Below are 12,117 nucleotides of genomic sequence, written 5' to 3'. Positions count from 1 at the left end.
CCGCCGCCCGGGAGGAGCGCCCCATGCCGCCACGGAGCCAGCCGCGCCGCATCGGCGGACGGAGCGTGCTCGGCGGGCCGCTGCTGCCCTGCTCGGTCGCGCCGCTGACCGGCTTCTTCCGCGACGGCTGCTGCAACACCGGGCCGGAGGATCACGGGCTGCACGCGGTCTGCGCCGAGATGACGGCGGAGTTCCTCGCCTTCAGCGAGGCGGCCGGCAACGACCTCTTCACCCCGCGGCCGGAGCTCGGCTTCCCCGGCCTCCGTCCCGGCGACCGCTGGTGCCTCTGCGCCGCGCGCTGGGAGGAGGCGCGCCGCGCCGGCGTCGCGCCGCCCGTGCTGCTGGAGGCGACCCATGTGGCGGCGCTCGAGGTGCTGCGCCTCGAGCACCTGCGCGCCCACGCGCTGGATGCCGGCTGACCCGGCGCCGCCCGCGCCGCAGCGGCGCCACAGGGGGCGTCGCCTCGCGCCGGCGGCCGTGGCATGCGAACCCCGGGGAGCGGGCTTGTTGCGCGCGCGGGGAGATCTGCCTTGATCCCGCCACGCCCGCGGGCGATGAAGGAAGACATGCCGCGACCGCTGGTCGGAATCTCGTGCTGCGTGAAGGGGTTCGGCCCCTTCAACACGCCCAATCACGCAGCCTCGGACAGCTACGTGCGGGTCGTGCTTGGCCCGGTGGGCGCGGTTCCGGTGCTGCTGCCCGCCGCCGGCGCGTGCCTGGCCGCGGAGCTCCTGCCGCGGCTCGACGGCCTGCTCCTCACCGGCAGCCGCTCCAATGTCTGCCCGCGGCACTACGGCGGCCCGCCGCACGCCGCGGGCACGCCGGAGGACCATGCGCGCGACGCCACCACGCTGCCGCTGATCCGCGCCGCGATCGCCGCCGGGCTGCCGGTGCTCGCGATCTGCCGCGGCATGCAGGAGCTGAACGTCGCGCTCGGCGGCACGCTGGACCAGCGCATCCAGGACCTGCCGGGCCGGCTGGACCACGCCACGCCGGCCGACCAGCCGCACGCGCCGGTGCGGACCGCGAAGGCCCATCTCGTGCGGGTGGACCGCGCCGGCCTGCTCGCCTCGCTGCTGCCGCCGGGCTGGGACGCCGGGCCGCGCGGCGCCGCGATCGCGGTGAACTCGCTGCACAACCAGGGCGTGGCGCGCCTCGCCGCGCGGCTGATCGCCGAGGCCTGGGCGCCGGACGGGACCATCGAGGCGGTGCGGGTGGCCGACGCGCCCGGCTTCGCGTTGGGCGTCCAGTGGCACCCCGAATACGACTGGGAGCAGGACAGCAACAGCCGGGCGATCTTCGAAGCCTTCGGTCGCGCCGTCGCCGCCTGGGCGGCGCGGCGGACCGCAGCGCCGGGGGCCGGGCGGGCGGCGGAGGCCCAGCCCCTCCCGCAGGCCGCGGAATAGGATCGGGACGGGCGGCCAGGCCTCGCCCCCCGGACCGCACGCGGGGGCTTGGCCAAGCCGGGCGGCGGCGGTCCGTCGGCCGGAACGTTCACGGTCCCGCGCCGCCGGGAACGGGCGCGGTAACTCGCGCAAAAGTGGGCAAAATCCCTTTTGCGTCCCTGTGGATAAGGCGCTATTATGCTTGCGTCGGCCGGATACGGCCGACGGTCGAGCTCCGGTGTCCCCTGCCGGCTCGCCCGACCTTTCCGATCGGAAAACAATAACACGGCGCCCGGACACCCCCCTGTCCGGGCGCTTTTTTTGTTTCCCTCGCGCCCAGCGCCGCGAATCGACAGCGAATCGGCTCGCGCGGCAGGGTGGCGCCTCCGCAGCGGAAGCGCAAGGGCGGAAAACGCGCCGTCCCCGGGCGGGCGGCACGGCGGGGGCGGCTTTGCCGCCCCGCGCGGCGCGGCTATCGTCCGCCGCCTCGCCATCCCACCTGAGCCAGCGAGCCGGAGCCGAACCCTCCATGCCCGACTACGTCATCGCCCCGCCGGCGATCCCCGCCCTGCCGGTGCAGGGCTCCTCGCAGCTGTTCCCGGTGCGCCGGATCTTCTGCGTCGGCCGCAACTACGCCGAGCACGCGATCGAGATGGGCTCCGACCCGACGCGCGAGCCGCCCTTCTACTTCACCAAGCCGGCGGACGCGGTGGTGGTGAACGGCGCCGACATGCCCTACCCGCCGCTGAGCCGGGAACTGCACCACGAGATGGAGCTCGTCGTCGCCATCGGCGAAGGCGGCGCCGACATCGCCGTGGCGGACGCGCTGAGGCACGTCTGGGGCTACGCCGCCGGCCTCGACATGACCCGGCGCGACCTGCAGAACGAGGCCAAGAAGACCGGCCGCCCCTGGGACATGGGCAAGGGCTTCGACTGCTCCGCCCCGATCGGCGCGCTGCGCCCGGCGCAGGGCTTCGATCCCTCGCGCGGGCGCATCGAGCTGCGCGTGAACGGCGCGCTGCGGCAGGCGAGCGACCTCGCGAAGATGATCTGGAGCGTGCCGGAGATCATCGCCAACCTCTCGCGCCTGGTGCGCCTCGCGCCCGGCGACCTGATCATGACCGGGACCCCGGAGGGGGTGGCCGCGGTGCAGCGCGGCGACCTGCTCGAAGGCTTCGTCGAGGGCGTCGGCGAGGTGCGCTGCCGGATCGTGTGAGGCCGCGCCGCGCGCCATGGCCGGGGAGGGGAAGGGGGCGACGCCGGCGGTCGCGCGCGCGACCGCGCGGCGCGCCATCCGCGTCGCCACCTGGAACATCAACAGCGTCCGGCTGCGCCTGCCGCTGCTGAAGAAGCTCGTCGCCGACCTCGCGCCCGACGTGCTCTGCCTGCAGGAGACCAAGTGCCCGGACGAGCTGCTGCCGCGCGAGTCGCTCGCCGCGCTCGGCTTCCCGCACATCGCGGCGCGCGGGATGAAGGGCTACAACGGCGTGGCGATCCTCTCGCGCCTGCCCTTCGCGCCGCGCGAGGGCGACCCGGACTGGTGCGCGAGGGGCGACTGCCGCCACCTCGGCGTCGAGCTGGACGCGCCGGGCGGGCCGATCGAGCTGCATAACTTCTACGTCCCCGCCGGCGGCGACGTTCCCGATCCGGCGGCCAATCCGAAATTCGCCCATAAGCTCGACTTCCTGCGCGAGGCGACCGAATGGGCCCGCGCGCGCGGGCCGGCGCGGCGGATGGTGGTGCTGGGCGACTTCAACATCGCGCCGCTCGAATGCGACGTCTGGTCGCACGCCCAGCTTCTCGACGTCGTCTCCCACACCCCGGTCGAGGTCGAGGCGCTCGCCGCCTGGCAGCGCGCCGGCGCGTGGCACGACGCGGTGCGCCACTTCGTCCCGCCGCCGGAGAAGCTCTACACCTGGTGGAGCTACCGGGCGCGCGACTGGGCCGCCTCCGACCGCGGGCGGCGGCTCGACCACATCTGGGTCAGCCAGGACCTCGCCGGCGCGCTGCGCGGCCAGGTGGTGCTGCGGCGCGCGCGCGGCTGGCCGCAGGCCTCGGACCACGTGCCGGTGATGGTGGAGCTGGCGCCGCGCTAGGGCCGCCTTCGCCCGGCCGTGCCCGCGGCGACGGCTCCGGCTCGACCGGCTCCGGCGGGCGGCGCGGGGCGCCCCGGCGGCGCGCGACCTCCGCGTTGTTGCGATGCGGCGTAGAATTCAACCCGCGCTTTCCATAAGAAAGCATGAATAATTTGGGAATCGGGAAGTATTTGTCACCGTATCGGTGAGTTTTTTCTGGGGAATACTCGGCGCCGGAAGGAACTCCGTCGCAGGGACCCTGTTCGGCCCTCGGCCCCGAAGCGCCGGCGCGCACCGCCGGGAGTTCGCGGGCACGCCGGCACGTGCCGGCGCAGGCGCCATTCCATGGGACGGACATTCGCAATGGCAGACACCCCCAGGCCGCAGACGCGCTCGAACCAGCCATCGCAGGCCGACGGCGAGGCGGAGCGCGAGCGCAGCGCTCCCCAGCCGCCCGGAGCCGCCGCCGAAGCGGGCGGCGGGCGGCGCGGCGCGGCCGCCTCGGCGGCGCCGCAGGGCGGCGCCGACATGATCCGCCGCGGCGCCGAGGCCGCCGGCGAGATGGCCGGAGAGGCCGGCCGCGCCGCCGGGCACGGCATGCGCGCCGCCGGCGCGGCCGCCGCCGAGACCACCCGCCGCACCTCCCGGGTCCTCGCCGAGGGCGGCCGCGAGCTGATGGACGATGCCGCCGGCGAGTTCGAGGAGATCGGCCGCCGCGTCGCCCGCGCGGTCGAGGAGACCGCCGGCGAGATGCGGCGGATGATGGTCCTGCCGCGCATCGCCAACGGCGCCCTGCGCGAGGCGCAGCAGGCCATGGGCGAGCTCCTGGACGGCATGGCGGCCGTCAACCTCCGCATCGCGCGCGAGATCATGCGCCTCGCCGATCCCACCCCCGTGGTGGATCTGCAGCGCCGCGTCGTGCGCGAATGCGTCGGGGCGCTGATGGAGGGCAGCACGCAGGTGCTGCGCGCCGCGCGCCGTTCCGCCGAGGAGACGCTCCGCCCGATGGAGGAGGAGCTCGAGCAGGTGCGCGGCGGCCGTCGCACCGAGGACGGCGGCGGGCGCTGGGGCCAGGGCGGACAACGGCTCCAGCAGCAGTCCTCTCCCAGCGCCGGCGAGGTGATGCGCACGGGCATGCGCATGGTGGGCCCGGACGAGACCATCCAGCAGGCGGCGCGCCTGATGAGCGAGGAGGACGTCTCGGTCCTCCCGGTCGGCGAGGAGGGGCGCCTGCTCGGCGTCGTCACCGGGCGCGATCTCGCGGTGCGGCTGATCGCCGAGGGCCGCGACCCGGCCCGCACCAGGATCCGGGAGGTGATGCGCACCGAGCCGCCCTGTCTCTTCCCGGACGAGGACGCCGGGCGTGCCGTCGAGACCATGGCCGGCCAGAGGCTGGGAGGCCTGCCCGTGGTCTCGCGCGACGACCACCGCTTCCTCGGCCTGATCGCGCTGTCCGATCTCACGGCGCGCCAGGCGGCCGGCGGAAACGGCCCCCTGGCGGCGCCGGGCGTGCGTCTGTGGGGCGGGGGGGGGGCCCCCCCGGGGGGGGGGCCCCCCCCCGGCGCTCCCGCCGGCCGGGAGACCGCCACGCCGATGAAGATCACCCTGGACATCGATTGCACGCCGGACGAGGCCCGCCGCTTCTTCGGCCTGCCCGACGTCGCGCCGCTGCAGGAGGCGGTGCTCAGGCGCATGGAGCGGCAGATGCTCGACGCCGCCGATGCGCTCTCGCCCGAGGCGCTGATCCGCCTGTGGATGCCCCTGGCCCCGGCGACGCCGGAGGCCGTCCAGCGCGCCATGGCCGACCTGTTCCGCGCGCCCTTCGCCCGGGCCGGCGAGACGACGGCCCGCCGGCGGGGCGCGGACGGGGCGCCGGAGCGCTGACCGGGGGGCGGGCGCGGGCCGCGGCCTCAGCCGCCGCCCGGCGGCGCCGCGCAGCACCGGGCGAGCGCCGTCGCGGTGTCGTAGTAGTCGCGGAACTCGGCGATCCGGCCGTCGCCCGCCAGCCGGAACACCTCCGCCTTCGGGCAGGCATGGATCTCGCCCGTGGCGAGCGGCTGCACCTGCGCGGTGGCCAGCACGACCACCAGTCGCCCTCGGCGATGACGCACTCGATCTCGTAGCCGACGACGCGGACGAAGGCGTCGAACGCCGCGTGGTAGGCCGCGACCCCGTCCGCGCCGCGCCATTCGCCGGACCAGGGGAGTGCGCCCTCGCCGCAGGAGCGCCACACCACGTCCTCCGACAGCGCGCCGTAGAGCGCCGCGCGGTTGCCCCGCGCGTGCTCGGCGCAGAGGGAGCGCAGCCGCGCGGCGCCGCCGATCCGGGCGGGCTCCTGCTGCTCCTGGTCCGCCGCCAGGGACGCCTCCTTCCCGCCGGAACCCCGGCGCCCCGCAGGAGTGCGCCCGTGCCGCCCGCCGGCGCAAGTGCGCGCCTCACGTCACCCGCTCGAGCTCCTTGTCGTCGAGCGTTCCCGGCACGATCGTCATCGGCACCGTCAGCCGGCTCGCGTAGCGCCCGGTGAGCGCGGTGATCAGCGGGTCCTTCCCGCCGAGCCCGGCCCCGCTCGCCAGCACCAGCACCGAGATGCGCGGGTCCTCCTCGAGCAGCGCCAGCAGCTCGTCGCGCGGGTCGCCTTCGCGGATCAGCAGGATCGGGTAGCCGCCGGTGATCTCCTGCACCTCGGCGGCGAGCGCGGAGAGCAGCTTCTCGGCCTCGGCGCGGCGCTCCTCCTGCATCATCACGCCCACGCCCGCCCACTCGACCAGGCCGACCGGCTCGATCACGCGCAGCAGCGCCACCCGTCCGCCGCCCTTGCGCGCGCGCAGGCAGGCGTATTTCAGCGCCACCGTGCGCTCCGGGCTGTCGTCCACCACCACCAGGAACACCCGGTCGCGCTTGGCCGGCTCCTTCGCGGCGGCGGCTTCCTCGGTGGGCTCGGAGGCCATGGTCTCAGCTCCTGCGGAACAGCACGCTGCCGAGCCAGCCGGCCAGCGCGGCGAGAGCGATGCAGGCCATACCGTAGAGCATCGGCCGCCGGTCCGCGACATTGGCGATCCCGGCGGCGGCGCCGACCCGCACCACGTCGAATTCCAGCTCCTGGCGGGCGACGATGCGGCGGTCGCGCACCAGCAGCGCCTCGACCCGGTAGGCGCCGGGCGTCACGGTCGCGGGCAGCGGCAGCCGGGCGTGGAACAGGCGCCCGCCCGTGACCGCGACGGGCGCCACGTCCTCCACCCAAAGCCCGGCGTCCTTCTTGAGTTCCAGCAGCGCCGCGCGGAACGCCGGCCCCTGCGCGCCGACCGCGCGCAGCGGCAGCGCGTCGAGCCCGAGCCGGTTCGACTGGCGCGCCTCCTCGGGCAGCATCTGCCAGGCCGGGCGGGTGCCGGCGATGGCGTAGAAGCCGGGCACTTCCGGGAAGGTCGCCGCGGGCCCGTTCACCCAGAAGCCGAGCAGCCGGACCTTGCGCCGCACCACCATCGGCTGCGGCGGGCCGACGGCGACCACCAGCACCTCGTCGGAGCCCTCGCCGATCGGCCGCTCGGTGCTGCCGAAGACCAGGATGTCGGCGCCGGTGAAGCCGGTGGTGATCTCGACCCGCCGCTGCGACAGCTCCGTCACCAGCGCGGGCACGGCGCGGGCGGGCGCGGGCGGCGGCTGCGCACCGGCCGGGGCCGCGAGCCACGCGCCGAGCAGCACGGCCGCCAGCCTCGCCGCCGCGCGCCTCATGGCAGCGGCGCGATGACGAACGGACTCGGCGGCGGCGTCACCAGGCCCCAGAGCAGGTTGGCGGCCACCGCCAGCACCAGCAGGCCGAGCAGGGCGCGGGTCTCCTCGCCGCGCAGCCGCGTGCCCATCGCCGCGCCGAACTGGGCCCCGGCCACGCCGCCGGCCAGCAGCAGCAGCACCAGCACGATGTCCACGGCGCCGGTCTGCAGCGCCTGCAGCAGCGTCACGTTCGCCGAGACGAACACCACCTGGAACAGCGAGGTGCCGATCACCACGCTGGTCGGCATGCCGAGGATGTAGATCATCGCCGGCACCAGCATGAAGCCGCCGCCCACGCCCATCACGGCCGAGAGGATGCCGATGCCCGCGCCCACCAGCAGCGGCGGGATCACCGAGATATAGAGCCGCGACTTGCGGAAGCGCATCTTGAAGGGCAGGCCGTGCAGCCAGGTGTGCTCGTGCAGCCGGGCCGGCGCGGCGCGGCGCCGGCGCAGCATGGCGCGCACGCTCTCCATCACCATCAGCGCGCCGACGATGCCGAGCACGACGATGTAGAACAGCGCCACCACCAGATCCACCTGGCCGATCCGGCGCAGCAGCACGAAGAACTGCACGCCGAGCGCCGATCCGGTGAAGCCGCCGACGACCAGCACCAGCCCCATGCGCCAGTCCACGTTGCCGCGCCGCCACTGCGCGATCAGCCCGGAGACCGAGGCGCCGAGCGTCTGGTTGGCGCCGGAGGCCACCGCCACCGGCGCCGGGATGCCGATCAGGATCAAGAGCGGCGTCAGCAGGAACCCCCCGCCCACGCCGAACAGGCCGGAGAGCCAGCCCACGCCGAAGCCGATGCCGAGCAGCAGCAGGGCATCCACCGACATCTCGGCGATCGGCAGGTAGACCTGCATTGCGCGCGCGCTCGCTCTCGCCCGCTCGTCCGGCTTCGTTGCGGTTCGGGTGGCCATCGGGTTTGGCCCGGCACGCCCTGACGCGCAAGGGCGTCGCCGCGGCCCGCCCGGGCGCGCGCCGCGATTCCGCGCGGGCGTTGCCGGGGCGCCGCGGCGGCATCCCGGGCCGGACGGTCCGCCGCCAGGATGGGCGCGGGATTGTGGCGATGTCGGGGCCGCGGGCTATGGTCACGCGCCATGACGAACGATCTCGTCCGGCCGCCGGTCTCCCGCCGCGCCCTCCTGGCGCGGGCCGGCGCCCTCGCCGCGGCCGCCACCGCCGGCGCGATCCCCGCCGCGCCGGCGATCCGCCGCCCCGTCGCGGCCGAGGCCGCGGCGCGGGTCGCGCTGATCCACCTCAACGACTTCCACGCGCGCCACGAGCCGGTGGAGGCGCGGAGCGCCGCCGCGTGCCGGGCGGCGGCGGGGAGCGAGGGCGGCGCCACCTGCCTCGGCGGCAGTCCCCGGCTGGCCGGCGCGATCGCCGCGGCGCGCCGCGCCGCCGCGGCGGAGGGGCGCGCGCCGCTCGCCCTCGACGCGGGCGACCAGTTCATGGGCAGCCTGTTCTACACCCACTACCGCGGCGACGCGGAGCTCGCGGTGCTGCGCGCCTGGGGCTGCGAGGCGATGGCGCTCGGCAACCACGAATTCGACAACGGCCCCGAGAACCTCGCCCGCTTCGCCGCCGCTGCGCCCTTCCCGCTGCTCGCCGCCAACCTCGACACCGGGGCGGAGCCGGCGCTCGAGGGGAAGATCCGCGCCGGACGGCTGTTCGAGCGCGGCGGCGCGCGCATCGCCCTGATCGGCCTGATCACCGAGGACACGCCCGGCATCTCCTCCCCCGGCCCGCGTCTCCGCTTCACCGAGGCCGAGGCGGCGGCGGAGCGCGCCATCGCCGCCGCCCGTGACGCGGCGGAGGGCCGGCCGCTGACGGTGGTGCTGCTGTCGCATCGCGGCCTCGCCGCCGATCTCCGCCTCGCCGAGCGGGTGCGCGGCGTGGACGTGATCATCGGCGGGCATTCGCACACCCTGCTCGCGGACGGGCTGGCGGGGGCGGCCGGGCCGCATCCGCTGGTGGCGGACGGGCCGGACCGGCCGGTGCGCATCGTGCAGGCGGGCGCCTACGGGCGCTGGCTCGGCCGGCTCGACCTCGACCTCGCGCCGGACGGGCGGGTGGCGGCGCATGGCGGCGCGTGCCGGCCGGTCGGCGCGGACGCGCCGGAGGATCCGGAGGTGGCCGCCCTGGTCGCGCGGCTCGCCGCGCCGCTCGAGGCGACGCGCCGGCGGCCGGTCGCGCACGCGGCCGCCGCCTTCGGCCTCGGCGGCTGCCGCAGCGGCGAGTGCGCGCTCGGCACCCTGCTCGCCGAGGCGATGCTCGCCGCCGTGCCGGCGGCCGAGGTCGCGATCCACAACGGCGGCGGGATGCGCGCGGGCCTGCCGGCCGGGGCGATCAGCCTCGGCGACCTGCTGACGGTGCTGCCCTTCGGCAACACGCTCGCCGTGCTGCGCCTGCGCGGGGCCGACCTGCGCGCGGCGCTGGAGAACGGCCTCTCGCGCGCCCCCGCGCCCTCCGGCCGCTTCCCGCAGGTCGCCGGGCTGCGCCTGCGCTGGAACCCGGCGGCGCCGCCGGGCCAGCGGGTGGAGGCCGTGGCGGTGGCGGAGCGGGAGAGCGGCCGCTTCGTCCCGCTCGACCCGGAGCGGGTCTATCGCGTGGTGACGCACAGCTACCTGCGCCGCGGCGGCGACGGCTACGCGGTGCTGCGCGACCGGGCGCTCGAGGCCTACGACACCGGCCCGCCGCTCGAGGAGGCGGTCGCGCCCTACCTCGCCGCGCACTCGCCGCTGGCGCCCCGGACGGACGGGCGGATCGCGCGGGCGCGCTGAGCGCCGCCGCCGGCGCCGAGGGCGGATCGCGGACGGCCGGGGGCGCGAATCCGCGCGACGGGCCACGCGCCGGCGCCGCTGCCGCGCGCGCGGCCGGGCGGCAGCGGCTCCAGCCGCGGCGGGCGGCCGGACGATCCGCGCCAGGGCCAAACCTTCCGCGCAACGCCGCGTTGCAGGCCGGAGTCCGGACGGAAGGAGCAAGCCATGCCGGACCGCACCGGGACCGGCACGACGACGGCGGGGCAGGGCGCCGGCACGCTCGCCGTCGCCGTGCCGGAGGGAACGCCGGCCCTGCCGCCCCGCATCTCCTGGGGCGCCGTCTTCGCCGGCGGGGTGGTCGCCGTCGCCGTGGGCGCGATGCTGAACGTCCTCGGCCTCGCCATCGGGGGCAGCACCGTGGACGCGACGACGCCGGGCGAGACGCCGTCCGCCTCCAGCTTCGGCATCGCCGCCGGCCTCTGGCCGCCGGTCGCCAACCTGGTCGGCCTCGGCGCCGGCGGCTACGTCGCCGCGCGGCTCTCCGGCACCTCGGACGACACGGACGGGATCCTGCACGGGCTCTCGGCCTGGGCGGTCGGCTACCTGATCCCGGCGGTGCTGCTCGGCAACGTGATCGCCGGAACGGCGAGCACCGCCTTCCAGGGCGTCTCCGCGATGGTCGGCGGAGCGGCGCGCGGCGCCGGCGGCGACCCGGCGCAGATGACGAGCGAGCAGCGCAATGCCGAGATCGCGCGGATCCCGACGCGCGGCGCTGCTCCTCGGTCAGGCACTGCCGGATCCCGGTGAGGCGGCCGGCCAGCTCGCCCTCCGTGCGCTGCGCGAGCGGCTTGAGCTGGATGTTCGCCGCCGTCAGGCTCTGCAGCACGCCGTCGTGCAGGTCGCGCGCGAGACGCACCCGTTCGGCCATCGCCGCGTTCGTCTCGGACTGGCTGCGCAGGAGATGGTGTTCGAGATCGACGCCCACGCGCAGCGCGACGAAGCCGGCGAGAAGCAGATCGTCGTTGCCGGCGCGGCGCCGGTCGAGCAGGAACACCCGGCCGCGGCAGAGCGGCAGGCGGAACGGCGCCGTCAGGGCATCGCGGATCTCGAAGGCCTGCCGCAGCTCCTCGTCGAGGAGGGCGGGCGCGGCGTGCCCGTCCCGCGGCTCCGCACGCGGGATCGCGAAGGTGTCCCCGGCGCGGCGCGCGGCGACGAGCGTCCCGAAGCGGCCGGCGCGCTCGCGGCTGTGGCGCAGGCGGCCCTCCGACCACAGGGCGACGTGCCGGGACGGCTCCGCCGCCTGCTCCCACACGACGAGCACGCGGCGCGCCTGCATCAGCGCCGCGGCGTGGGCAAGGGCCGCGGCGATGGGCGGCGCCGCGCCCTCGGCCCCGCGGTCGGGCCCCGGCCAGGCCACGAGCCGGGCCAGGCGGAAGCGGCTGCGCTCGCGGTACGCGCCGACATAGCCGAGCATGGCGCCGGCCACGAGCAGGTAGCCGAAGCGGAGCACGGGCTCGTCGAGCTGGCCGGGGGGCTCGCCCGCGGGACGCCCGCCGAAGAGGCCGACCAGCGCCGCGAACACGGCCGCCAGCAGCGCCGCCGTCCACAGCGCGCCGCGCCAGTTCCAGCGCAGCGTCCCGGCGAGGAGGATGAAGGCGAAGAACACGAAGAACGGGCTCGTCGGGCCCGCCGCCAGGTAAACCGACGCGATGTCCACGGCGTGCATCAGCACCTGCTCGCGCTGGCTCGGCGGCTGCCGGCCGATCAGGAGCACCTGCATCCCCGCGGCGGCCAGATAGAGCCCGGCCATCAGCCAGATCGCGCCGGCCGCCCCGCCGGACGGCACGTGGCCGACCGCGACGCCGAACAGCGCGAAGGCGGCCAGGATCAGCCCCCGCGGAGACCCCTGCGAAACGCGCCCGATCGGGTGAGGCAGGTGTGAGGGCGGCCTGGAAGCGGCCTTTGTGTTCGGTTTCGGTGTCTGGCGGCAGGCCGGGGGGCGCGCGTCGCCTGTCAGGCGAGGAGGCGTTCGGCGCGGCGGAGGTTCATGGCGGTGCAGGGCAGGTGCAGAGGGGCGCCGTTGCGCCGCAGGCTGCGGCGGCGGACGCGGCGCCAGCCGTG

11 protein-coding genes and 1 pseudogene are annotated in these 12,117 nt (G+C 76.3%); 7 read left to right on the top strand and 5 right to left on the bottom strand.

Going from position 1 to position 12,117, the window contains the following annotated elements; genetic code table 11:
• Positions 1–23: 23 nt before the first annotated feature.
• From K1J50_RS07650 to K1J50_RS07630, 5 genes are all read left to right on the top strand, one after another.
• The gene (locus K1J50_RS07650; protein ID WP_220117120.1) at positions 24–419 is read left to right on the top strand and encodes a DUF2237 family protein; all 396 of its coding nucleotides are present in this window, start codon (positions 24–26) and stop codon (positions 417–419) included.
• A 147-nt stretch (positions 420–566) separates the two neighbouring features.
• Positions 567–1,406, top strand: coding sequence for a gamma-glutamyl-gamma-aminobutyrate hydrolase family protein (locus tag K1J50_RS07645; protein ID WP_220117119.1), 840 nt, complete (start codon positions 567–569; stop codon positions 1,404–1,406).
• A 508-nt stretch (positions 1,407–1,914) separates the two neighbouring features.
• Positions 1,915–2,601, top strand: a complete 687-nt coding sequence (locus tag K1J50_RS07640; protein ID WP_220117118.1) for a fumarylacetoacetate hydrolase family protein — start codon at positions 1,915–1,917, stop codon at positions 2,599–2,601.
• A 16-nt stretch (positions 2,602–2,617) separates the two neighbouring features.
• Positions 2,618–3,481, top strand: coding sequence for an exodeoxyribonuclease III (locus tag K1J50_RS07635; protein WP_220117117.1), 864 nt, complete (start codon positions 2,618–2,620; stop codon positions 3,479–3,481).
• A gap of 342 nt (positions 3,482–3,823) precedes the next feature.
• Complete coding sequence (locus K1J50_RS07630) at positions 3,824–5,344, top strand: DUF6489 family protein (RefSeq protein ID WP_220117116.1); 1,521 nt, start codon at positions 3,824–3,826, stop codon at positions 5,342–5,344.
• Between the two features lie 26 nt (positions 5,345–5,370).
• Here the strand turns inward: K1J50_RS07630 and K1J50_RS07625 are convergent, their stop codons facing one another.
• The 4 genes from K1J50_RS07625 to K1J50_RS07610 form a co-directional block, all read right to left on the bottom strand.
• The gene (locus K1J50_RS07625; protein WP_220117115.1) at positions 5,371–5,571 is read right to left on the bottom strand and encodes a nuclear transport factor 2-like protein; all 201 of its coding nucleotides are present in this window, start codon (positions 5,569–5,571) and stop codon (positions 5,371–5,373) included.
• A 324-nt stretch (positions 5,572–5,895) separates the two neighbouring features.
• Positions 5,896–6,408 (bottom strand): universal stress protein, encoded by a 513-nt coding sequence (locus K1J50_RS07620; RefSeq protein WP_220117114.1) that lies wholly within the window; start codon positions 6,406–6,408, stop codon positions 5,896–5,898.
• Positions 6,409–6,412: 4 nt separating this feature from the next.
• A complete protein-coding gene (locus tag K1J50_RS07615) occupies positions 6,413–7,159 on the bottom strand; it encodes a TIGR02186 family protein (RefSeq protein ID WP_220117113.1) in 747 nt (248 codons plus the stop codon).
• 26 nt (positions 7,160–7,185) lie between these two features.
• Entirely contained in the window at positions 7,186–8,094 is a 909-nt protein-coding gene (locus tag K1J50_RS07610) for a sulfite exporter TauE/SafE family protein (RefSeq protein WP_220117112.1), read from the bottom strand.
• Positions 8,095–8,331: 237 nt separating this feature from the next.
• Between K1J50_RS07610 and K1J50_RS07605 the strand changes: the two genes are divergently transcribed.
• Positions 8,332–10,017: a bifunctional metallophosphatase/5'-nucleotidase gene (locus tag K1J50_RS07605; protein WP_220117111.1), complete on the top strand. Its 1,686-nt coding sequence runs from the start codon at positions 8,332–8,334 to the stop codon at positions 10,015–10,017.
• Between the two features lie 204 nt (positions 10,018–10,221).
• Complete coding sequence (locus K1J50_RS07600) at positions 10,222–10,803, top strand: hypothetical protein (RefSeq protein ID WP_220117110.1); 582 nt, start codon at positions 10,222–10,224, stop codon at positions 10,801–10,803.
• Between the two features lie 31 nt (positions 10,804–10,834).
• Here the strand turns inward: K1J50_RS07600 and K1J50_RS19560 are convergent.
• Positions 10,835–10,924, bottom strand: a pseudogene (locus K1J50_RS19560) (histidine kinase); the annotation flags it as partial.
• Between the last annotated feature and the right edge of the window lie 1,193 nt (positions 10,925–12,117).

Origin of the sequence: Caldovatus aquaticus (assembly GCF_019458025.1) — a bacterium.
Lineage (GTDB): Bacteria > Pseudomonadota > Alphaproteobacteria > Acetobacterales > Acetobacteraceae > Caldovatus > Caldovatus aquaticus.
The sequence above is the reverse complement of the archived record's forward strand: the minus strand, read 5'-3'. Positions and strand labels throughout refer to the sequence as shown.

Coding starts and splice junctions, on each gene's coding strand:
- K1J50_RS07650 (WP_220117120.1), top strand. CDS start 24: ATGCCGCCACGGAGCCAGCCGCGCCGCATCGGCGGACGGAGCGTGCTC.
- K1J50_RS07645 (WP_220117119.1), top strand. CDS start 567: ATGCCGCGACCGCTGGTCGGAATCTCGTGCTGCGTGAAGGGGTTCGGC.
- K1J50_RS07640 (WP_220117118.1), top strand. CDS start 1,915: ATGCCCGACTACGTCATCGCCCCGCCGGCGATCCCCGCCCTGCCGGTG.
- K1J50_RS07635 (WP_220117117.1), top strand. CDS start 2,618: ATGGCCGGGGAGGGGAAGGGGGCGACGCCGGCGGTCGCGCGCGCGACC.
- K1J50_RS07630 (WP_220117116.1), top strand. CDS start 3,824: ATGGCAGACACCCCCAGGCCGCAGACGCGCTCGAACCAGCCATCGCAG.
- K1J50_RS07620 (WP_220117114.1), bottom strand. CDS start 6,408: ATGGCCTCCGAGCCCACCGAGGAAGCCGCCGCCGCGAAGGAGCCGGCC.
- K1J50_RS07610 (WP_220117112.1), bottom strand. CDS start 8,094: ATGCAGGTCTACCTGCCGATCGCCGAGATGTCGGTGGATGCCCTGCTG.
- K1J50_RS07605 (WP_220117111.1), top strand. CDS start 8,332: ATGACGAACGATCTCGTCCGGCCGCCGGTCTCCCGCCGCGCCCTCCTG.
- K1J50_RS07600 (WP_220117110.1), top strand. CDS start 10,222: ATGCCGGACCGCACCGGGACCGGCACGACGACGGCGGGGCAGGGCGCC.